General features: G+C 66.4%; 16 protein-coding genes and 1 pseudogene. 4 read left to right on the forward strand and 13 right to left on the reverse strand.

From position 1 onward, the window contains the following. Nucleotides 1–5 precede the first annotated feature (5 nt). Nucleotides 6–986 (forward strand): hypothetical protein, encoded by a 981-nt coding sequence (locus H6717_12140; protein ID MCB9577762.1) that lies wholly within the window; start codon nucleotides 6–8, stop codon nucleotides 984–986. Here the strand turns inward: H6717_12140 and H6717_12145 are convergent. The 10 genes and pseudogenes from H6717_12145 to H6717_12190 all read right to left on the reverse strand — a co-directional run bounded on the left by H6717_12145 (nucleotide 983) and on the right by H6717_12190 (nucleotide 14,856). Further along, nucleotides 983–1,588, reverse strand: coding sequence for a polysaccharide biosynthesis/export family protein (locus tag H6717_12145; protein ID MCB9577763.1), 606 nt, complete (start codon nucleotides 1,586–1,588; stop codon nucleotides 983–985). The genes H6717_12140 and H6717_12145 overlap by 4 nt on opposite strands. A 36-nt stretch (nucleotides 1,589–1,624) precedes the next feature. Then, nucleotides 1,625–2,983 (reverse strand): hypothetical protein, encoded by a 1,359-nt coding sequence (locus tag H6717_12150; protein MCB9577764.1) that lies wholly within the window; start codon nucleotides 2,981–2,983, stop codon nucleotides 1,625–1,627. A 69-nt stretch (nucleotides 2,984–3,052) separates the two neighbouring features. Further along, nucleotides 3,053–3,610, reverse strand: a complete 558-nt coding sequence (locus H6717_12155) for a hypothetical protein (GenBank protein MCB9577765.1) — start codon at nucleotides 3,608–3,610, stop codon at nucleotides 3,053–3,055. A gap of 280 nt (nucleotides 3,611–3,890) precedes the next feature. Then, entirely contained in the window at nucleotides 3,891–5,306 is a 1,416-nt protein-coding gene (locus H6717_12160) for an AgmX/PglI C-terminal domain-containing protein (protein ID MCB9577766.1), read from the reverse strand. A 150-nt stretch (nucleotides 5,307–5,456) separates the two neighbouring features. Beyond that, nucleotides 5,457–6,011 (reverse strand): hypothetical protein, encoded by a 555-nt coding sequence (locus tag H6717_12165; protein ID MCB9577767.1) that lies wholly within the window; start codon nucleotides 6,009–6,011, stop codon nucleotides 5,457–5,459. A 2-nt stretch (nucleotides 6,012–6,013) separates the two neighbouring features. Next, a complete protein-coding gene (locus tag H6717_12170; GenBank protein ID MCB9577768.1) occupies nucleotides 6,014–6,256 on the reverse strand; it encodes a hypothetical protein in 243 nt (80 codons plus the stop codon). Beyond that, nucleotides 6,253–7,626, reverse strand: coding sequence for a tetratricopeptide repeat protein (locus tag H6717_12175; protein ID MCB9577769.1), 1,374 nt, complete (start codon nucleotides 7,624–7,626; stop codon nucleotides 6,253–6,255). Before H6717_12175 ends, H6717_12170 begins: the two co-directional genes overlap by 4 nt. An 8-nt stretch (nucleotides 7,627–7,634) precedes the next feature. Beyond that, nucleotides 7,635–11,825 carry a tetratricopeptide repeat protein gene (locus H6717_12180; GenBank protein MCB9577770.1) on the reverse strand — a complete coding sequence of 1,397 codons (4,191 nt, stop codon included), beginning with the start codon at nucleotides 11,823–11,825 and terminating at the stop codon, nucleotides 7,635–7,637. After that, nucleotides 11,822–14,248, reverse strand: a complete 2,427-nt coding sequence (locus tag H6717_12185; GenBank protein MCB9577771.1) for a tetratricopeptide repeat protein — start codon at nucleotides 14,246–14,248, stop codon at nucleotides 11,822–11,824. Before H6717_12185 ends, H6717_12180 begins: the two co-directional genes overlap by 4 nt. Next, nucleotides 14,248–14,856 (reverse strand): annotated as a pseudogene (locus tag H6717_12190) (hypothetical protein). The gene H6717_12185 and the pseudogene H6717_12190 overlap by 1 nt, the downstream one beginning before the upstream one ends. Before the next feature lie 648 nt (nucleotides 14,857–15,504). Between H6717_12190 and H6717_12195 the strand changes: the two are divergent. Both H6717_12195 and H6717_12200 read left to right on the forward strand, forming a co-directional pair. Beyond that, a complete protein-coding gene (locus H6717_12195) occupies nucleotides 15,505–16,122 on the forward strand; it encodes an RNA polymerase sigma factor (protein ID MCB9577772.1) in 618 nt (205 codons plus the stop codon). Between the two features lie 8 nt (nucleotides 16,123–16,130). Then, nucleotides 16,131–17,225 (forward strand): zf-HC2 domain-containing protein, encoded by a 1,095-nt coding sequence (locus H6717_12200; protein MCB9577773.1) that lies wholly within the window; start codon nucleotides 16,131–16,133, stop codon nucleotides 17,223–17,225. 199 nt (nucleotides 17,226–17,424) lie between these two features. Here H6717_12200 and H6717_12205 read toward each other — a convergent pair whose 3' ends face one another. From H6717_12205 to H6717_12215, 3 genes are all read right to left on the reverse strand, one after another. Continuing rightward, the gene (locus H6717_12205) at nucleotides 17,425–18,411 is read right to left on the reverse strand and encodes a fatty acid desaturase (protein ID MCB9577774.1); all 987 of its coding nucleotides are present in this window, start codon (nucleotides 18,409–18,411) and stop codon (nucleotides 17,425–17,427) included. A gap of 89 nt (nucleotides 18,412–18,500) precedes the next feature. Then, a complete protein-coding gene (locus tag H6717_12210; protein MCB9577775.1) occupies nucleotides 18,501–18,878 on the reverse strand; it encodes a TIGR02266 family protein in 378 nt (125 codons plus the stop codon). Nucleotides 18,879–18,917: 39 nt separating this feature from the next. After that, complete coding sequence (locus H6717_12215) at nucleotides 18,918–21,476, reverse strand: glycosyltransferase family 39 protein (protein ID MCB9577776.1); 2,559 nt, start codon at nucleotides 21,474–21,476, stop codon at nucleotides 18,918–18,920. 97 nt (nucleotides 21,477–21,573) lie between these two features. Here H6717_12215 and era point away from each other — a divergent pair, with 97 nt between their 5' ends. After that, complete coding sequence (gene era, locus H6717_12220; protein MCB9577777.1) at nucleotides 21,574–22,542, forward strand: GTPase Era; 969 nt, start codon at nucleotides 21,574–21,576, stop codon at nucleotides 22,540–22,542. The last annotated feature ends 1 nt before the right edge of the window (nucleotide 22,543 follow it).

Consider the following 22,543-nt stretch of genomic DNA (forward strand, 5'->3'; position numbering starts at 1 on the left):
GGCCCATGACTCGCTCCGCCCTCGCCGGCGCGCTCGTCGCCACTCTGCTCTTCATCGCGCCCCAGGCCCGAGCTACCGACGTCGACTGCGACCCGGCATCGGGGATTTCCACCTGCATCGATTCCGAGAACCTGTGGTTCGCGCCCGGCGCCACGCGCTTCTTCGGCATTCCGCGCGCCGGCAGCTCGGCCCCAGGGTTCGGCTACGGCATGGGCCTCAGCTACATGTCGCGACCGATCTTGCTCAAGGCGCAATCGTCGGACCCCGAAGGACGCGAGATCAACGTCGTGCGCGATGCGCTCACCGCCACGTATCTGTGGTCCTACGTGGCCGGCGATCTAGATCTGGGCCTCGCTGCGCCCGTGACGCTGCACCAACGCGGCTCCGGAGCCGAAGGCGTCACCAGCCAGAGCGCGCCACCAATTGGCTCGTCCGCGGTGCACGACCCGCGCATCAGCGCGGGCTACGCCTTGCCCGTCCCAGACGCCTGGCGCACGGCCGGCGGCTTCGGCGCGCGCGCGAACCTCACGCTTTCCGTTCCCGTAGGCGACGCGGATCGCTACGCGTCGAGTGGCGCCTTCCGCGTGGCGCCGGAGCTGCTGCTCGGGGCCGAGGTGGGACGTCTGCACCTCGCCGGCGCTGTCGGCGCTCGCATCGCGCGCACGGCACGCCTCGCGTCCGCGCGCATCGGCGCCACCCTGCACAGCGCCCTCGGCTTTTCCGTCGATCTCCTCGACGACGAGCTGCTCGGCTTCGGCGCCGAGGCGTACGTGGATCCCACGCTGGTGAGCCAACCCGACGGCTCCACCCTGATCGTGAGCGAGTGGCTCGCGTCCCTCCGCTCGGTCCCCACCGCCGATCCGGCCTTCGCCCTCGCGCTGGGCGGCGGCACGGCAATCCCGCTCTCCAGCCGTGGCTCCGACCAGTTCGCCGGCGTCACCGCGCCGGAGTACCGCTTCGTGCTGTCCGCGCGCTACGCGCGTTAGAACACGCGCTCGTGCACGTAGATGGAGTCGCCCGCCTGCAGCGGGATGTCCGCCGACCGGCCTTCCATGATGGCATCTATGGACAGCACGACGGTGCGAGTGCCGGTCTTGGTCCGCCGGGTCAGGTTCACGCGGTCCTTGTTCGCGATGGACGTGAAGCCGCCGGCCAAGCTCACCGCCTGCACTAGGCTGAGCCCCGGCGTGAGCGGGAAGCTCCCGGGCTTTTGCACCTGTCCCAACACGGTGACCCGCTTGCTGCTGTACTCCTTGACGGAGATGACCACGCTCGGGTCCGTGAGGATCTTTTTTTCGATGAGCTTCTCGCGGACCACCCGCGCCACTTCTTGCGGCTCCAGGCCCCCCACCTTCACCGTCTGGATGTACGGCAGATCCACGGTGCCGTCGGAAGCGACCTGATACTCCGTGGGTAAGTCCTTCTCACCCACGATCTCCATCTGGAACACGTCCCCCGGGCCCAGCGTGGTGCTCTCCTGCGGCGGCGCCAGCCGCACGTGGGAGTTGTCCATGTTGGAGCCGCAACCGACCACCAACAGCACCACGGCCAAGAGCGCCGCGAGCCGCGCTTTCAGGAGTGAAGACATCTTGTCAGGCGGGGACCGGGCTCTGCCGGCCGAGGATCACATGAACCAGCGAACGCCGAGCCAAGCCTGGTAGCGAGTGAACTGCAGGTTGTCGACTGATGCCGGGTTCGCTTGGCTGTCGCGAATGCGGTTATCGTCCAGCGCGGCGTCGTAACGCAGGGTGGTGTTGATGCCGATGGTGTCGCTGGGCCGGTACTCGGCGAACAGCCGCGCATCCACGCGGTTCTCACCGAAGCTCGCGTTGCGCACCGTACCGTCCGTGAAGAACGACGTGGAGTGCGTCAGGTGGGAGAGGCCGCCCTCGGCCGACAGCAGCACCCGGCCGCCGATGAAGTACGAGAGGTTCGCGTAGCCGCGATCCCGCCGGTAGTAATCCGCAAGGTAGCTGTTGGTGTAGTCGCGCACGTAGCCGATGGCGATGGACGCGAGGCCCGCCGTGGCATCCCCCGGCTGCAGCGTGGGCTGCGGCAGGATGAACCACTTGAGCTCGGCCTGGCCGACCGGGCCGTCGTAATTCCGCACCGGAATGCCGCCGGTGCTCTCGTAGAAGCTGGCGGCCCAACCGCCCAACGCCAAGAACGCGAAATGGTTGGTCACCAGGCCGTTCACGCCGATGCGGGAGCGGATGGTCTGGGCGTTGTTCTGCGTGTCCGTCTGGGAGTAGCGCAGGAAGCCGACGTCCCCTTCGTAGATCAGCGCCGTCCGCGGCAGGAAGCGCCAGCGGTTCCGCATCTTCACGAAGTGCTGGGCGTTGTTGAAATCCTGGAACAGCGTGCGCTCGAAGTAGTTGTATTGGAGCTCGTAGCCCAAGCGCCACTCGAACAGGCCGCCGCCCGGCCGCCAGTTGATCCCCGCGCCCAAGCGCAAGCTGTCGCGGTCGAAGGCGCGGTCGGTGTTGAAGTCGTTGGAGGGCTCCACCGTCCGCAGGTAGTCGCCGTAGAGGTCGAAGCCCCAGGGACGCTGCGGCAGGATGTCCAAGGAGAAGTTGGCGCCGGCATCCACGTGCCGCTGGTCCGACGCTTCACTCGAGTATTGCGAGTCCGTCGCGATCAGCTCGTTGTACGAGGCGAACACGCCCGCGCGGAAGTTCAAGGTGGGCGGCGCAGCATTGCCCTGCTGCCCGCGACGCTGCTGACCGAGAGTCGAAAGCGTCAGGTGCGGCGTGACACGCAGGCGCAACATGGAGACGATGGGCTTCTCGTCGTCCGCGCGCTGGAAGTAGTTCGAGTCGTATCCGAACTCGCCGGCGATGCCCGGGTGCAGCTCCAGGTTACCGGTGCGGATACCGATGCCTTCGCCGTAGGATCGGTCCTTGATCCACGGCTGCTGTGCCGCAGCGGAAAACGTCGTCGTCGCGACGGCCAGCGCCGCGGCAAGGAAGGCAACTTTCTTCATCTCGAATCAGGTCCTGTTCCGCCGGATTCGCGATGGATACTCCATCCCGCCCCCAGACAGAACTTCGGATCACTGCGTGGGACTGCTGATGAACGGGGGTTGAGAAACGAGCGGGTCGTCGGGGAACTGGGAGGGGTCGTCGGGAATGGTGGGATCGATGTCCACGGTCACCTCGGACTCGCCTACGAACCCCGTTTCCTCACCGATGCACTGGTTGGCTTCGGCAACGAGGCTTCGCACGCGGTCCCGCAGGACCTGAATCACGGTGAACTCGTGACGTGCTTGGTCGTCGTCCTTGCGGTCGACGGCCACTTTGAGATTCGGCATGCGATCCCTGGCGGAGCGGATCGCCACATCTACCTGATTGAGCTTGTCATTCAGGCACAACACCTTCACCACATCCCGAGCCTGACGCGCTTCCGCGAGCTGCTTGCGTACGAAGCCGGCACCCTGCTCCATCTCGGGCAGATAGCCGTTGGCCTGCTTCTGCATCTGCTCCGGAGTGAGCTTTACGTCCTGCTGCGTGTTGAGCTCCGGCACGGCGGGAGAAGCGGTGGCGCCCCCTTGCTGCGCGGCGGCCACGCCGAACCCGCACACCACCACGACGGCAGCTGCGCCAGACCACAAGCGCCTACCTACGCGCATAGAAGAATGCCTCCCTCGGGACATGAGTTGCCGGCCAGTATAGGGGCCGCCCTCGGGCCTGTCAACGCGGCGAAATCTTTCGGATTTGCTCATGATTTCAAAGTCTTGGCTGGGAAACGCTGGGTGCTCCGCCGGGCGCCGAGCACCCTTCGACCCTGGATCAGATGCGCCAGAGTGATGGGCCATTCACCCCTGGCTCAGGGATGTTGGCTCGCCGCGGAAAACGGCGCGGACGCCTCGCACTCGAGCGGGGGGCTCGGCGCTACTGCTTCACGAAGGTGACGGGCACGTTGATGACGGCACTGCCACCCTCCGGTGGATCGAACTGCGCCGCCGACGCGCGGGAGCGCACACAGCTGACGACCGAGCCCGGGAGATTTCCGCCAGCGGACGCGCTCACGCCTTGGACCTCGCCGCCGGGACCCACACGGATGGTCAGGCGGATGCTGCCCTGGGCGTCGGGGTTCTCTTGCAGGCCGCGGTTGTAACAAGCACGGAAACCTGCGCGCATGCCCGCGACCACGCGGCTGGCGTTGCTGACCGTACCGCCGCTCACTGCGGCGCCACCGACGGATGCCGCGCCCTTCGGGCCCTTGACCTTCTTGACCTCACCGGTGCCACCGCCGCCGGTCGTGCCCGTGGCGCCAATGGTGGCCAAGCCGCCACCACCCATGCCCGGGCGAATGGTGCCGCCGCCGCCACCGAGCTTGAGCCCGCCGGGGCCTCCCGCCGACACGCCAGCGCCGCTGGCCGCGGCCGCGTCCAGAGCGGAGGTCGGAACCTCGCCGCCGTGGAGCACGCCAGCAGTCGCGGGACCTTGGCTGGACAGCGCGCCGAGAGTCGCGAGCTCGAGCTGATCCAGCTCGTTGGCGAGCGCCGCGGCCTGAGCGTTGCTCATGGCGCCGCCCGTGCCCTTGCCGGCTCCCGCGCCCTTGCCACCACCCGAAGACGCTTTCTTCGGTGCCTCGGCCTTTTCCGCCTTCTCCGCATTCACGTTGTCCGTGACCTCGGTCTCCTCGACCGGCGGAGGCGGCGGCAGGTTCTTCACGGAGTCCACCAAGCCGGCGACGTTCACCTCGTCGTCCACGACGGGATCCAACCAATCCGAATAGGCAGCGCCGATCGCCAAGAAGTGCAGCAAGAAGGAGAACGCCGCGATCATCGTGGTGGGCCAGTCGATGCTCGTGGCACCACTGGTGACGGCAACCGGAAGCTGCGGCTTGGGTTGCACCGGTGGCGGAGTGACGAACTGGAACAGCAGCGTCGTGTTGCCAATCACCACCTTGCCGCGAGAGTCCTCCGTGAGGCGGATCTGGTAGGCGCCCTGCTGAGTGCGCCGCGCTTGTCCCTTGAGCACCGACAAGTCCGAGATACCCGTGGGCAGCGCGATCCGCCCCGTCATCCCGTCGAGGAAGTTCAGGTGATACTCGTTCCCCACTAGCTCGAAGATCCGAAAGTTGGGCGGCACGTTCTGCGTCGCGACGACGAACATGCTCTTCTCGCTGGGACCCACGGTCACGTGGGTGCGCTGCTTGATGATGCGCTCTTCGATGATCCGACCGCCCTGCACCAACCCGATCCGAAGCACCTTGGGACCGCTGAGCGCTACGGCGCGCATCACGGCGGTCATCTGGCCCGGACGCTGAGAGCCGGGTTGCTGATAAGGCTGCTGGGTCATGCTGGGCTGTCTCCTCTACCGTCGCGAGCGCACGGTCTCCCGGGGTGAGGTCTTCGACAGCCACACCCGACGGAAAGTTCCGTGGCGCTCCACAGGTTAGACGGCAGGCCGCCTTCGGTCCACTGAGAACCCGTGGAATTCGCGGGGGATCTAGCGCCGTGAGGCTGGCTCGGGCACTTCGAGAATACTGGCCAGGTCGCGGAGCAAGCCGTTGAACCGGTCTCGGCGCTCCTTGGTGCGGGCATCGGCCCGTCGGCCGATGCCCGCGCTGGTCCCGGCCCCTAGGGCTCCACCCAGGAATGCCAGCAACGCTTCGGGTAGGGCCACGGCCCCCTCCCCGCCCAAGCTGCCGGCCAGCGCGACCACCGCCGCCAGCGTTCCCGCAGCCAGTGACACTCGCGCCGCCGCCGCGGGGATGCGACCGCCTACCTCGAGCTCCTCGCGCATCTCGAGGCCGAGCTCGTTCAACGCGCCCACGATGGCCCGCTCGCCCTCCGCCCGGAGGACGTCGCCGAGAGCATCGCGAATCGACCCCTCTGCGAGCTGGTCCAACAAAGCCTCGGCGGCGACACGCGTCCGCACGCGGCGTACGCCGAGTCGCGAATCGAGCTCACTCCCCGGCGCGGTGCGCAGGGATCGAAGTCGTCGCCAGCTCGCCACGGCGCACGCCGCCGCGACCAACCACGCGACAGCGCTCGCGAGCACGCTCAGAACGGATCGCTGTAGATCGCTTTCTCGATGCGATCCAAGAACGGCTGGCGCAACTCTGCCAGGGTGAGCTTCGGTTGAATGCGGCTCACGTCCACCGCGGCGATGGGCTTCTGAACGCGACCAACGATGGTGACCTCGCTGATGGTCACGACGCGCCCTTTGCCCTGAGCTGCGGCGGAGGCCGAGACGCCAAAGGCGGCGAAGGCCAGCAACAGTGCGGCGAACGTGGTGCGCTTCATTTCTTTCCTCCATCCGCGGGCGGCATGGATCCTGTGGAGCCGCCACTCGATCCGCCGCTGGCCGCCGGCTTCGCCGCGGCTTTCTCCTGGGCCTTGGAAGCCAGGATGGCCTTCTTGGTCTTGGCGCGAGTGATGAGCTCGTCGGTGTCGTCCTTTTCGCCCGCCTTCCCGTGCGGCTTCATCTTCTTGTATTTCTCGAGCTCCGAGATCGCCTTGTCCACGGCGTCGGCGGGCGTGACGCCGGGGATGTTCTCGCTGAACAGATACAAGAGCCCGAGATCGTAGTGGACCTCCGCCAGATTGGGGTCCTTGCTGGCCACCCACTCGAGCTCTTTCTTTGCGTCGCCCGCCTTGCCCAAGAGCCGATACGCATCGCCCAGGTTGAGGCGGGCGATGACGTTGTCCTTGTCGTACTTGACGGCTTCCTCCAAGAGCTTGGCGGCTTCCGTCGCGTTGCCGGCTTCGAGCTGATAGCCCGCGAGCTGCACGCGCGCCTCCACCAAATCAGGACGGATGGACACCGCCTGCTGGAAGTCCTTCATCGCGCCGGCGCGGTTGCCCTGCTCCTTGTAGATCAGACCGCGAAGCAGCAACGCCTGCGCATTGGTGGCATCCCGCGCCGGGTTCTCCGTGCCGAAACCGTCGAGAATGGCCTGCAAGGTGTACAGTGCCAGGTCCAGCCGGCGGCGCCGGTAGTGATCACGAGCGATGGTGACCATCGCGGGGCGATAGTCGGGATTCTTCTTGAGAGCGTCCCGTGCGTATTTCTGGGCTTCCCCGGAATCCCCCTGGATGGACTTCACTTCCGCCATTGCCGCGGGAACGGCCGCGCTCTTCGGCATCTTGGCGAGCTTGCCGTTGAGGTAGGACTCCGCTTCGCTCTCCTTGCCGGTGCGAGCCAAGAGCTCCGCGTAGCCCACGATCGCGGGCTCGTAGTCCGGCACGATGGCCACGGCTTTGGTGTAGGAAGAAAGCGCGCCGCTGATCTCGTTGAGACGCTCCTTGACCACGCCCAGGGAGTAGAAGGCTTGATACGCCTTGTCGTCCGCCTGCGTCGCCTGGGTGAACTGCTGCTTGGCACCCTGCAGATCCCCGGACTGAAACGCCGCCATGCCCGCGGCGTAGGCCTGGGCCGCAGTCGCGTTCATCTTCGGTCGATTGGTGGCCGCCTCACCGCTGGAAGGCGCGTCCGTCACGGCGTACTGCTGCCCGCCTGGGCCGTACACCGCACCGGGACCGCCCGTGGCGGGCGTGTCCACCTTGGTTCCTTCGGGAACCTTCGGCGGCGTCTTCCCACCGCACGCCGAGAGCGAAAGCCCCAGCGCGGCGACGAAAGCGAACGTGAACGACTTGTCGAGTCTCATTCCCATCGCCTCCATCACTGCGCCAGCACAGGGAGCGGGTGTGGCGTCCCCTTCGGTTCGGGCGTGGTGATCTGACCCGGGCGCATGCGCTGGAACATGCCCGGCGTGTAGTTGAGGTCTTTCACCTGGGCCGCGTGCTGCTGCATCTTGGCCTCCCCGATCACGTCCGTGAGAAACGCCAAGCGGCGAATTCCGTGGGTGACCGCGGGATTCGACACGTTGTAGCGACGCGCGAGCACGATGGCATTGCCGTAGCGATCCACGACGATACCGTCCGCGCTGTCGAGCTCCTTGTCGCGAGCGTCGCGCCAGGCCTGCTGTACCTTCACGCGGACGGCGTCAGCCTTCTCCTGAAGGTCCGGATTGTCGCTGTTCTCCGCCTTCTTCAGCAGCGCCTCGGTCTTGGCGTCGAACATCACGAGCTCCGGCGGGCGAGTGTTGTACAGGCCCGTGCGCAGGGCGTCATACACGGTGCCCTGCCGCGCAATGGCCACGGTGGTCCACTCCGGCGACACGTACTTGTCCACCACCCCCTGGAGCTTGTCGTACCACTTCTTCGCTTCGACGGCGTTCTTGCGGTAGGCCTCGATCACCTTGACGGCGGTGCCCTTGTACTTGTGCTTGGGGTTGTCGTAGTCGAAGTTCCGGTCGATGTCCTGCTCCACCAAGGTGTAGTCGGCCTCCGCCGCCATGCTCGCTTCGCGGGAGCCTACTGCGGTGTTCTTGCCGTCCTTGGTGGGCGCCACCTTCTTGTAGGCGTCGTAGGCGGCGATGGTGTTCTGCCACCACTTGTTGGTGTCGCCTTGATTCGATGCCTTCTTCATCTTGCCGACGTAGTACGCGGCGTCGACCACGTACTGCGCAGCCGCCGTGTTCTTCTTGTTGGCGTTGTAATAGTTCTGCATCGACGCCTGCGCCGTCTTGCGCGCGCTCTGGTTGGCGCCCGTGTCCGGCGAGTACTGGTCCCACTTCTTCAGATCCGAGCTGGCGATGATGTAGTCCGCTTCCGCGAGCTCCCTGGGGGAGGCGCCTTGCTCCTTGAAGCGGTTCCTCGCCTTGCTCATCCCGCTTTGGTCGCCGAGGCTCGCATAGAGTGACAGCGCTTGATGCGCCGCCTCGCGCCGATCCTCCGGCTTGAAGTGCTGGATGGAGCTGATCTTGTCGTAGGTCTCCGCCGCCTTCGGGTAGTCGAAGAACAGCACGTAGGCCTCCGCCAACGTGGTGTAGGCGGTGTTCAGGAACTTGACGCGCTCTTCGTACTTCTTCGGCTGGGCGGCGACCGGCGGATTGGCCTTCGGGTCTCCGTTCTTCAGCTTCTGCAGCGTCTTTTCGTCGCCGTACTTCGAGATGAACAGCTCGTACATCTCGATGGCCTTGTCGTACTCGCCCACCTGCTTGTAGGCGAAGGCGCCGTTCATGGCGGCTTCCGGCGCTTCGTCGCGATCCGGTGCGGCATCCAGTGCGGCCTTGTACGCCGCCGCAGCTTCACGCCACTTCTTCTTGCGGGCGGGGCCGTCCGGCATCTTCTCGGCTTCTTCGTAGAGCTTGCGCGCATCCACGTAGTAGGAGCCCTGAATCACCGGCTTGCGCAGGCCCTCTTCTGCCTTCTTGGAATCTTCGTCGTAGGCGCAGCTCTTGCCCTCGGCGAGCTTGCGGCTCTGCTCGGCGTCGTTCTCGAAGTTGCTCATACTGACCAACTTCACCCACGACTTGTGGCCCCACTCGTTCTTGCCGCAGTACTGATCGTACAGCGCCTTGAAACGCGGGCGCGCTTGGTCGAACTGTCCGTAGACGAAGAAGTAGTCCGCCGACTGGAACGCGTACAGAAGACCGTTCTGCTTGGGATCCTGATCCAGCGGGATGCGGGCGTTGTACTCGTCGCGCGCCTGGACGGCGTCCAGAACCGGTTGGGGCAGCGGTGTCTTGACGACCTTGCGGTCCTCGCCTTCGCCGGTGAACTCCACCTCTTCGCGCTTGGCGATGCCGCGGCTGCCGCCGGACTCCTGATTCTGGCGGTAGAGATCCTCGAGCACCTTCTCGGCGATGGTGACCACGTAGTACGCCGCCGGCTGCAGGTACTTGTCGTCCTCGTTCGAGTCGCGGACCGCGACGGCGGCCTCACGCGCCGACGCGATCTCCTGCGGCGTGGGCGTGCGGCCCACGGCGATTTGCAGCACCACCACCCAGTAGCGGGCGTCCGCGAGCCAGAACTTGCTCTCGTAGGCGTCGAGCGCGTTCGGGTCCTGCGCCAGGTAGGCGGCCCAACCCGTTTCCGCGAGGCGATACTCCTCGATCGACTTGTCGATCAGCGCTCGCTGCTCGCCTTCGTCGCTTCGCTCGAGAGCCTGGTTGTACAGCGCCCGGGCCTGGTTGGTGTGGTCCGCCGCCGCGCGCTTCAGGCCGCCCTTCACCAGCGCTTCCGCTTGGGCCAGGGCCTCCGGGTCGTCCCGGTTGGCGTCCGTCCACGGGGTGGTGCCCACATAGGCGGCCAGCTTGGTTCGGGCCTCGAGGGCCTTGGCCGCGTACTCCGCTCGCGCAGCCGAACCTTCGGGAGAGAGGCGGCTCAGCTGGTCGTACAGCTCGGCAACCTTGTTCTGCATCACCGGCGCGTCGCGATCCATCGGGAACTTCTGGAGCGTGAGCTCGAGGGTCGCGATGGCGTTTCGGTTCTGCGTGATCTCGATGAACTCTTGAGCGAGCGCCTTGTAGATCTCTACGGTCCACTTCTTGTCTTGCGGGATCAGCTGGGGGTCTTGCACCCGCTGAATCGCGATCGCCATCTTCTGCTCGGCGATGAGGGGATCCGTTTCCAGATCGAGGACGTCGTTACGGGGAATGTAGGGGTCGTTTGGCGGCGGCCCCTCGAAATCGACGTAGGTCAGCGAGCCCGCGATGTAGGTGTAGGCCTCCTGGCGGAAGTCCGCGCCCGGATCACCCGTCTTCTCTTCTTGCTCGTCCGCGTAGTGGAGCAGCTTGACGAACCAATCGACCGCGGTGTGGTAGCGCTGCTGCTTGAAGTACGTCCAGGCCTGCTTGTACATGGCGACGCCGTACAGCGGCGGCTTCTTGTACTCGAGGGAGTGATCGTACGCGCTGACGGCGCGATTCAGGTTGTAGGGCCCACCGTGGGGATCGATCTGATCGAAGTGGAAGTTGCCGATCTGCCACCAGACCTCGGCCAGGTAGCGCGGCTCTTCTCCGGGCCGAAGCTCCTGGGGCAACGGCTTGCAGTCCGTCGGATACGGATCCTTGAAGGTGAGCTCTTCCTCGTCCGTACCGTAGGGCTGACTTCCCGTGATGGTCGCCTTCTTGGGCTTGGCGCCGGCCTTCTTGCCGCCGGCCTGATCGAGCGGGACGGGGTTCTTGTTGTACCACTCGGTCCAGAACTTGTCGTCGTGGTCCTGGGGCAGCGGCTGCAGCTCGATCTTGGAGGCGTCGTCGGGATCCGGCTTCACCTGGTAGTGGTTCGCGCAGACCAACGAACGCCACGCCTGCTGCCCTTGGTCGAGCTTCGCGGAGTCGGTGTAGGCGTGGCCCAAGAAGTAATGGACCGCGGCAATCTCTTCGTAGTTCGGGTACTCGGCAATGATGCGGCGATAGAGCGCGATGGCGGGATCGAGACCCGTGGAGATGTCCGAGTCCTGGCTTTCGCGGGCGCGCTCTTCGTAGAGCGCGGCGAGACGAAACATGGCGTCCGGAGTGGCAGACGGGTGCGCGTTGTCACCGCTGTACAGGGCGATGAACTTCTCGAGCCGCTTGATGGCTTCGTTCCGCGCATCGACGAGCCCCTTCTTCTCGATCGAAATCTCGCGATCGAGAGCGGACAGGATGCGCCGGCGCCGCTCTTCATAGTGGTGGCGCACGATCATGGTCAGCGTGTCGCGGAAGCTCTTGGCCCCAGACTCGTAGGACTTCGCTTCGTCCTTGAGGATGGCGAGGGCCTTGAGCTGCTGCTCCGTGGGCGGCGGCGGCGGCGGCGCGCCCTTCTTGAGCTTGATGGTCGGCACCGACGCCGCCGGGGCCGGCGTCGCGCTCGCCGTGGGCAGCGCGGCGCTGGCCGCCGGAGCCGCACTCGCCGAGGGAGCGGCGCTCGCAGATGCGGACGCTGCCGGGGCGGGCTGGGACCAGGCCGAACCCGGCAGGAATGCCGCTCCCAGCGCCGTCAGTGCGGCGCTCAGTCCAATCGCTCTCAGAGCACGACTCACAGATCGTCTCCCGCGTCGTCGAGCACCTCACGGAGCTCGTCGTTCAGGTTCTGCTCCTCGCGGGAGCGCTCACGCTGCAAGTTGCGGACTCGCATCCGTTGTTCCTCGCGCACTTCCCATGCCTGTTGGACGATGCCCACGTCCGCGCGGAGCACGATGCTCTTCAGGCGGTCGCGCACCAGGCCGAAGTTCTTCATCGCGATCTCCCCCACCAGGAGCCGGGCCTGCTGGTCCAAGGCGTCGAGATCCCCCGAGTATTTCTCGATGTTGTTGACCTCTGCCTGAACCTCTTGCTCGAGCTTCTTGGCGCGGTCCTCGGCCTCTCGTTCGAGGCTCGCCTTGGTGTTCTCCAGGGAATCCTCGACGGTGTCGGCCCGGGACAAGAGCGGCTGGATCGCCCGGGCGTAGGCTTGCGCGTCGGCGTTGTCCTGGCCACTGGCCACCAGCTGCACCTCGCGGGCAAAGACCTGGCGGAAGCGCCGGCGAACGTTGTCGTCTTCCTGGAAGCGCGAATCCCCGAAGCCGACCTGGACCTTCCCCATGTCGACAGCGTCCTGGTAGTCCTTGATCCGCTTGCGGTAGATCTCGAGGTCTCGCTCGTTGGCCGCGATTTCCGCCTGGAAGCGCTGGCGGCTGTTCGGATCCGAGGTCACGCCGAACTTGTCGGCGTCCTTCAGCACTCGCTTGAGGCCGTTGATGATGGCTTGGATACGGTCCGCCTCCAGCGTCAGGCGCTGGAGCTGTTGGCTCACCTTGTTCCACTGCGTCTCGCCCGCGGACTCACGTCGCGAAAAGTCCCCAGGGGTGACGGGAAGCTGCGCCATGCGCTTCATCAGCGCTCGGCGCTCCGCCCGCACCTTCCCGAGCTCGCCACCGGCGGAACCCGCCTCGTCGTCCATTCCGAGAGCCAGGGTGCGGCGGGCTTGCCCCACCTTGTTGAGCAAGCCGAGCGTCTGCTCCATGGACGCCTGCAGCTCCGGGAACGCGCGCACCCGAGTGCCCGCGCCCAGCACGGCGTTCAGCTTCATGATCAGGCGCCGGGAGCGCTTGATCAGATCCCGGGACGCCGCGACGTCGTCGATGACGGCGAAGGCGCGGTCGTTCTCGGCTTCTTCCCGGGCCCACTGCACCACCACGGGGGACAGCGCCCCACCGGGCTGATCACTGGTCTCCACGTCCTCTTCCACGAGTCGGTCGTAGTACACGGCCGGATCGGTCACGTCCTTGAGGAAGGTGTCGACCTGTTCCCGAATGGGATCGAAGCGACTGCGCACGCTGCGGTACAGCGTGAGGGCCTTGTCGAACTGGCCCGAGCGCAGCATGAGGTCGGCCCGCAACAGGGAACCGTCCGCCAGCCGCAGGCTCTCGGGGTCCGTGATGCTGAGCACCTCCAGCGCGCGCTGAGCGCGTTGGTAGTCCCCGAGGCGCACGTACACCCACGCCAGCTCGTACAGCATGGTCGAGAACTCCGGAGAGGTCCGGTCCACGTGGGAGTAGGCCTCGGCGGCGTCCAGGAAATTGTCGCTCTCGTAGAACAGCCGACCGATCGCCATCCAAGCGAGGTCCACCACGTGGCGGTGCGCCTCGGTGTCGCCCTTCATGCGAGTCACCTTGCGGAACTGCTCGATGGCTGCGGCGTAGCGCGCCTTCTGCACCGGCTGCTCCGGCGCGGCGGTGCCGCTGGTGGCCACCTCCGGCTGATCCGGAGTGGCCGACGGCGGCGGCGCCGCCGGGGCCGCTTGCTTCACCAGCACCACACCCAAGAGGTACTGCGTCTGGTGTGCATAGGGGGAGTCCGCCGCGACGGAATTGAGCGACGACTTTGCGGCGTCGTAGTCCTTCTTGGCGAACAGGGCCTTGCCGCGGGCGTACTGCAGCGAGCCGGACGCGTCCGACTGCGGCAGCTGGTTCAGCTTGGCGAAGATCTCGTCCAGGCGGTTGAGGTCGTCGGTGCGGAGCGAGATGTCGACCAAGCGCGAGACCGAGCGACCGGCGTAGGTGGAGTACGGGCTCTGGGCGCCCTTGTCCAAGAGCTCCATGAACTCGCGCCGGGCGGAGAGGTACTGCTTGGAATGGAAGTAGCTCTCACCCAGCAGGAACAGCGCGTCGGCATTGGAGGCCGCGTCTGCCTTGCCCTGCCGGTAGAGCTCCACCACCTGCGAGAACACGTCGATGGCCCGGTCGTAATCCTTGTTGCGATACAGGATGTCGCCCGCGGCGATGCGCTGTGCCGGCGTCAGCTTCTTGGCCCGAGCGCGGGCCGCGGCTCGTTGCACGTTGGGCAGGTCGGTCTCGACGTTCTTGATCGAGAGCTGAGCGCGGCCCCGAGCGTCCGAAGAGCTCAGCGCCAAGGCCGACCTCGGCACCCCCAGGGACAACACGAGTGCCGCCAACGCCCAACGGGGGGCGCGGTGCAATCCCATCACTTTCCTCCCGTGCCGATGGACAGCGAGCCGGACACGTTCGATTTGCTGTCACCGCCGCTGGACGAAGCGCCACTGGACGGAGCGTTGCCGCTGCGGATCTTCTCGACGTAGCGGATGGCCGGACGTTGCTCCACCGGAGTGGTCACGCCGCCCTTCTCCCAGGCGACGGCCTCGAGCTCGATGGTCTTACCTTCCGTGACCGTGAAGCTGTGGCTCGACTTCACCTCGAAGCGATAGCCGCGCAGGTAGGAGAATACGCCGTAGCCGTGCCCGCGAAGCTGTAGCAACACCTGCAACGTGTGATCCCCGGGCGGAATGGATCCGCTGAAAATCGGGATGTGCTTCTGGCTTGCGAGGGCGCCGGTGTCGTCCTGCTTGTTGTATTGGACCGCGCCGTCGAGAACGAACAACGCCCGCGTGAGCCGGAAGATGTTGCTCATGTCGTTGGTGAACTGGATCTCCGCGCGTGCACCGCCCACGCCACCCGAGAGGATGGTCTCGCTCAGCAAGCTGAGGCGAGTGTGGCTCCGGCGGATCTGCTCCTTCAGCTCGTCGACGCGCTGCTCGAGCTCGCGCAATCGAACCTGATAGGTCGCTCCGTCCATCTTGCCGGTCTCGGCGGGCTTGTCGCCTTCCTTCGGCTGAGCGGTGGTCGCGGCGGTGGGTGCGGGCGTTCCGGTTGCAGGCGTCGTGGTCGCGTCCGCCTTGTCGGCGTCCTTCGCATCCGCGGGCTTCGCCTCGTCCTTCTTCGCGTCCGTCGCCCCCGCGTCGGCCGTGGTGGGCTTGGCGTCCGCAGGCTCGGCACCCTGCGCGTGTGCAGCCCCCGTCAGCAGGAGCAGGGCGAAAACCGCCAACCAGATCACCTTCGAGCGTCGCATCGTTGTCCCTCTCGATGGAATAAGACGAAGGGTAAGGCTATCCGCCGCACCCCAAATCAAAACTCTCGACTAACGACCCCTTATGTTCGGGATTCGCCCAGGCTGCAACAGGGGCGAGCACAGTGGAATGCAACATGGGGGGCCAAGCCCCCATAGCCAATTTCGAACGGCTGGCCGACAGGGGCCAGACCCCGCGGATTCAAAGGCTCTCTCGCGCGTGACCGGCGGCCAGGGCTCCGGTAGATCGAATCCCGTGGCCGCGCGTCGAAAAGTAACGAGCGCTGTCGAGTCTCCGACCCTCGGGGCCTCGCTCGCTCGGCTCGAATGCAGCGGCTCGTCTCGTCGTTACCTGGCGGAAAAGGACAGGTGATGGGGATGGCGGCCGCGCGAGGAGACGCGACGGACGAGATGCTCATGGTGCGCTACCAGCGAGGCGACCGTGAGGCTTTTGGTGAGCTCGTACGTCGGTACGAGCGACCCATCTACAACTTCGTGATCCGACAACTACGACACCCGAGCACCGCGGAAGATTTGACCCAGGACGTTTTCATGCGTGTGGTGCAAAACGCCGCGGACTTCAAACACGAAGCCCGCTTCTCCACCTGGCTCTACACGATTGCCAGGAATCTGTGCGTGGACCAGCACCGCAAGGCCAGCCACCGCCGCCACCCGTCCCTCGATCAACCGACGAGCGGAGACGACGGCGCGCGTCCGCTCGGCGAGTCCATCGCCGATGGCCATCCGAGCGCGAGCGTCGAGCGCGTGGTCGCCGGCTCACAGGTCGCCAGCAAGATCGCCGAGGCCGTCGACTCCTTGCCCGAAGACCAGCGCGAGGTGTTCTTGCTTCGCGAGATCGCAAACCTTCCGTTCAAGGAGATCGCCGCCGTTACCGGCGTGGGTGAGAACACCGTGAAGAGCCGCATGCGCTACGCGCTGGATCGGCTGCAACAGGCCTTGTCGGACTTCGAGGAGTACGCGCGCGCGCTGCGCTGAGGATCGAGATGGACTGCGAGAAGTTCGATCGTGTCGTGCTCGATCTCCTCTACGAGGAGCTGGACGAGCTCACGGAAGCCGCGGCAATGCGCCACATGGAGCATTGCTCGCGCTGCCAAGGCATCGGTCAGCGCTTGCGGGCGACGCGGGAAGTGGGCGTTTTGCCGCTGATCGAGCCGCCTTCGGGCCTCACGGAGCGCATCCTGAAGGCCGAGCAGAGCGCCCGCGCGCAGCTGCCCATTGGCCGTCGCCTCGGCCGTGGTTTCTCCATGATCGCGAGTTACGCCATGCGACCGCAGCTGGCGATGGCCGCGCTGTTCATGCTCATGATCGGAGCCAGCCTGCTCTTGATCCGCGTGCGGCCGGGTGAGCGCGACAGCGTGCGTGTGACCGAGCGTGGCGTACCCGAGAGCGAAGGCGAGTCCGTCGCCATCGTGCCCGTGCCCGAGAAGCCCACCGAGAGCGACACTCCCGGCGCAGCCCAAGCGCACGGTGCTCAGCTGGCTCCGATGAAGCGTTCGCGCTCGGACGAAGGCCCGCCGGAGCCGATGACCGAAGCGGAGGACCAGGCCGCCGAGAAGAAGACCGCGAAGGCGGAAGGCGGCGACGGCGGGGCGTCCCTCTACGATCAGGCGATGAAGAACTACCGCGCCGGAAACTACGTGGAGGCGCAACGCGACTTCGACAGTGTTGCCAATGGCGGTGGTGAAAACTCCGCCTCCGCGGCGCTGTTCGCAGCCCAAGCGGTGCGCGCGTCCTCCGGCTGCACTACTGCTGCGTCGCGTTTCGAATCCGTGGGCACCAAGTTCCGGGGCTCGGGTGTGGGCAACGAGGCGACGTGGCAAGCGGCAGACTGCTACCGCTCGCTGGGTCGCACCGAGGACGCTCGTCGCAACTACCAGGCATTGCTCGAAGCTCCTGGCTACGGGGATCGCGCGCAGCTCGCGCTGGCCGCGCTGGATACGGACCGCGTGGCGAGCCGCAAAGCGAAGGCCGCCGCGGGCGCTTCCCTGCCGGCCGTCAAAGCCGCGCCGGCCCCCGCGAAGCCTGCCGCGAAGCCCACCACCGAGCCAAAGACGGACACCCCGGGCAACGCCTTTTGAGGGTCTTGTCGGGACGGCGCGGAACCGCTGCGGCGCGCGCCGCGGCGTGACGACGACCCGCGACGGGGCGCGCGCCGCGGCGTGACGACGACCCGCGACGGGGCTCGCGCCGCACCAACAAATGAAGACGAAGAAATCGGCCCGCGAGTCCCTCGGCGTCGCGAGTCCCTCGGCGTCGCGAGTCACTCGGCGTCGCGAGTCACTCGGCGGGGAGCATCGCTTCGTTGTCGCCGGCGTCGCCGACGGCCACGTCCGCCGAGGCGAGATCCAGCTTGCCGCCGTCCGGGGGCTCGAAGGGCGGCCGGCCCACTTGCTCGGTGCCGAGCTTGGGGAAGAAGGGCGCGAGCAGGTACTGCACGAAGAAGAAGCCCCACATGCTCTTGTGCATCAACCGCGGGTCGATGTTCGGCGCGAGCCTTTCATGCACGTCGCGGAGCTTGCTCCAGTGCGTGCCGGCGTTCTCGTGATGAGCGGCGTGCAGCCCGTTGTTGAACAGGCAGAAGTTGATGCCGCGGCCCACGAAGCTCCGGGAGTGGTTGTGCCGCGACCACGGATCCGTGTGCACGTGCTGCACGTAGTTGAAGAACATGATGGTCCACAGCGCGAACATGGCCGGGACGGCGCACGCCAGGCCCCACACGAAGAGCCCGGTGCGGACGCCGTGCAGGCCGATGGCCAGGGACAAGAGCGCCACGTGAGAGCCCACGAACACCACGTACTGGCGCACGATGCGGCGATAGAGCTTCTTGTTCTGGCTCTTGGCCTTCTTGATGAACGCGTTGGTGGGATCCGCCTGGAAGTAGCCCGAGATGAACGGGTACGTGATCGCCATCAAGGCGTTGTGGCGATTGGTGTAGCGCCAGGTGATGGTGGCGTCCCCGGCCCGGTTCACGAACTTGTGGTGGTTCAGGTTGTGGGTGGGGATCCAGGCGAACGTCGGATAGCCGTAGAAGATGGAGATCACGCTCGCGAAGATCTCGTTCGCCACCTTGCCGTGGAAGGTGGGGCAGTGGTTGTGGTTGTGAGCGATGACGCCGCAGGTGAGCGCGAAGTAGCAAGACAGCCAGAACAGGTAGGGCGTGAGCGTGGGCTTCGCGAACTGCACCGCCACCAGGGCGATGGTCATCGCTACCCACAGCAAGGTCTTGATATCGGCTGCAAAACGTAGGCGCATCGTCGCTCCCATCACCCCCACGGCCCGGCTTTTGTCACGAACGGCGCCACCGGTCCAGCGCACGGCCGACACTCCGGCGCGAACTCCGCTTCGCACTCGCCCTAATTCTTAGCGGCTTCGCGCACGTAGGCGATGGTGTGGATGGCATCCACGATGCGCTCGCGGTCCCCCACCCCGAGCTCCACGAACTGCACTCCCATGCCGGGATTCAGGTTCTCCGCGAGCACCTTGACGGGGTTCACCCACTGCACCTCGCCCTGGAGCACGAAGGGCTCGCGCGCTCCGGGCGGAGCGAAGCGCAAGGTGAGCCGGGTGCCGACGGGCAAGGGTTCTCGCGTGCTCACGAAGATGCCGAGCTCGGAGATGTTGGTGATGGACGCGTACAGGAACGTGTCTTCCGTCTCGCAGTCGACGGACCACACGACGTCGACGCGATCTGCCGCCCGCCGCTCGCTCGCTTCCGATCCGTCGTCCGCCACGAACGGGCCTTAACCTCGTTTTTCGCCGCTGTCACGAGATCAGCGCACGCGCAGTCGTCCCGCCTCCAGGCGATTGTCGTTCTGGCGCCCGCGCTTGACCTCGAGGCGGCGACTGCCGATGAACAAGCCGTAGAACACGGAGTATTCGCCCGGCGTGAAGTTGGGCTCCAGCGTGAACTCGTGGATGTCCGTGACGTAGTCGCCTACGCGCCAGAGGTGTAGCGGGTATTTCCCCTCGAGCGTGGGGTGATCCCCGTTGTAGCGGCGCTGGAAGCCATCGATGTGGATGAACGTCTCCCAGTTGCCGGAAATGGGCGTGACGACCTTGTAGTAGATGCGAAACTGATACGGCTTGCCCGGCACCACGGAGTCCACCACCTTGCCGTCGGGGGTGGTGACCTCCCAGCCGACGTTGTCGAGCTGGTTGCCGAAGTTGGCGTTCAAGGGGTTCGCCGGGTGCGGCGCTTGATCCAGGATCCAAGCATCGAAGGGATTCTGGCTCTTCTCCCCGGGGGCCAGGCGGTTGCTCACCAGCAGGATCTCGCTCGAGCGAGCGTCCAGCACCGGCAGGTTCGTGGGGGGCTTGCTGCGGCCGCGATACATGCTGTTGAGCTGCGGCAAGTCGGAGGCGCGGGTCACGATCCAACGACGTTCCTTGCCCTCCATCAGCCACTCGAAGGCGGTGGGGGCGTTGTTGAACGTGGGCACCTCGCGGCCGGCGTAGTAGCTGGCGCTGCCGCTGCCCACACCAAGCAGCGCCAAGCGCTCGTCCTTGCCCAGGTTCTCGTAGGCCTCGAACACCTCTTTGGGGGAGATCTGCGCGGCCAGCGCGGGGTAGTAGCCGAAGCTCATCACGGCCCCGAAGGCGACCACGGAGCCGATAGCCACCACGGCGCGACGCACCGGTAGCAGGTCCAAGACGAGGCGCGCGACGTCGCGACCGATCATGACCAGCGGTGGCAGCACCAGCACCAGCACCAGAAGCCCGATCCAGCCCACCATGGCCAGCTCTCGAACGTCGCGGCTCATGCCCTCGAACTGCCGCCAGTGGAACTTCTCGTGGCTCAAGAAGGTGAGCAGTCCGTAGCCGATGAGGGCCGCTTCGGCCACCAGCAAGGTGAACCACAGGTTGCCGTTCCACAGGCTGCGGATCGTCTTCAGATAGCCGAGGTACTCGTCCTTCTGGAATCGCGGCTTGCCTTCGCCGTCCTTCTCCATGAAGGCCACGAAGAACAAGGCCACGAACGCCAGCGTCGCGATCTTGAGCATGCGAGTGCCCGCCACCTTGAAGGAGTCCGGGAAGCGCGCGCCCTCCACCACGAAGGCGGACAGGCCCTTGTCCGGGATCTCCCGGAAGTCCTCGAAGAACAAGATGGCGAGGGCGGCGACGCCCATGGCCAGCGTGCGAGAGCCGGGGGCGTCCTTCTCGAACTCGCGAAACGCCACGCCGGCAATGGCGGCCAGGGCGAACACGCCGCCGTAGGGCAGCGTCCCGACGTAGCGCGCCATCCAGCCATAGATGCCGAGGGCGGTGCCGGACAGCACGATGAGCAGCACCCGGAGGGCGAGCTGCCGCTCGTAGGCCTTGGGATCCGTCTCGGAGGGAGCGCGCAGCAGTCGCCCGATGGCAAAGGGCAGGACCGCGCTCCAGGGGAACAGGCCGTGCCCGAGATAGTGGATGACCTCGTCGAAGGTAGGCAGCTGCCGCGGCGGATTGATGGGCGCCCCCACCCACATGGAAAACTTGGTGGGTGTGGCCGCTGCCGTGCCGAGGGCGTTCAGCCCGAGCGCCAGCGCAGCGATGCCGATCAGCAGGGACGCGCCGCCGACCAGGGTCGCGAAGGCATCCCCGGAGCGCGGCACCGAGAGCCGAATCGTGGCCCACGCGAGCCCGATGCCGAGCGCCGGGATCGCGACGCCGATGAGAGCGCCGCGGGTGCCGAAGCCCGCCGCCAGGCCGACCAAACCGAGCAGTGCCCATAGTCCCCGCCGCACGCTGCGAGCCTCGGCTCTATCGAAGGCAGCGATGCCCAGACCACACGCAGCGATGGCGATGGAGGCCATCGTCACGATGTCCCCGAGGATGGTGCGCGCGTGGACGAAATAGAGCGGCATGGTCGCCAGCGCCAGCGCCGAGAATGCGCCCGCGGCGCGATCCGCGAGGCGGCTCACCAGCGCATAGGTCGCGAGCACTCCAACCAGACCCCACAGCGCCAGCGGCAAGCGGCCCGCCCACTCGTGCAGGCCGAAGAGACGAAAGCCGAGGGCGACGCTGGTGAACGGCAGCTGCCCCCGAGCCAGCTCTCCCAGCGTGGGCACCGAGTTGACGGCGTCTTGCAGCGCCAGCGTCTGGGGGCCGCCGAGCAGATTCAGGGCGATGCGCCGAGCGAGATCCGCGACCTTGAGCTCCGGCGGATCCCACAGGCCACTGGCGCTGATGGGACCGAACAAGCTGGCGAGGGTAATGACGGCCGTCGTGAGCAACAGCAGTCGCCGCTTGTGGGAGCTGGGCGGCGCGGCGGTGGCAGCTTGGGGCGCTGCCTCGGCCTCTTGGCCGGCCTTCGAGTCTCCGAGAGCGGTCGCGTCGGCGTGTGCCATGCTCGCGGGTCACGTAAATCAACCCTCGGAATTCCACAAGCGAAGGTTGGCGGTCGGCTGGTTTGGATCGCGGATTGGCACTAGGCTCCGCGCCTCCATGCGTTTCGGGACCGTGGCCCTGGTGGGCCGCTCCAACGTCGGCAAGTCGACGTTCCTCAATGCCGCCCTGGGCGAGCCGCTGGCGATCGTGTCGGCGCTGCCGCAAACCACGCGGGACGCCCTGCTGGGAGTGGTGAACCGCTCCGACGCGCAGATCGCCTTCCTGGACACGCCAGGGCTGCACCGGCCGCGCTCGGAGCTCGGCCGCCGCATGAACGCCGCGGCCGTCGATGCCGCCCGTAGCGCCGATGTCGTGATGCTCATGACGGACGTTCCCGAGCGACGGGATCCGCGCTGGCCGCGTTCTGCAGTGGAGCGCGACCGCGCCGTCCTGGAGCTGGTGCCCAAGGACCACCCGACGCTGCTGGTGATCAACAAGGTCGACTTGGTGCACGACAAGAGCAAGCTGTTGCCCTTGATGACCGACTTCCAGGCCGCCCTGCCAGGGGCCGAGATCGTCCCCATCAGCGTGCGCCAGGACGGCAGCGTCGATCGTGTGCTCGACGCCTTGGCGAAGCTCTTGCCGGAGGGCCCCGCGGGCTACCCGGAGGACACCCTCACCAATCGCTCGACCGCGTTCTTCGTTCGCGAATACGTGCGGGAGCAAGTGCTGGCCCAGGCCGCCCGGGAAGTGCCCCACGCCGTGGCGGTGACCATCGACGCCATCGAGACCGGACCCAAGGTGATGATCGCCAAGGCCACCTTGCACGTCGAGAAGGAAGGCCAGCTGCGCATCTTGGTGGGACGCGGCGGCGAGCGCATTCGCGACATCGGCATCGCCGCCCGGGAACGCATCGAGCAACTGCTCGGCCAGAAGCTCCATCTGGAGCTGTTCGTGCGCGTCAGCCCGCGCTGGAAGAACGTGCCGCGGCAGCTGGCGGAGCTCGGCTACGACACACCGGCGGACGCCGAAGCAGACGCCAAGCTTCCAGTGGCACGCGGCGCCCGCCGCGTACGGAGGAAGTGAC

Source organism: Polyangiaceae bacterium (assembly GCA_020633235.1).
Taxonomy (GTDB): Bacteria; Myxococcota_A; Polyangia; order Polyangiales; family Polyangiaceae; genus JACKEA01.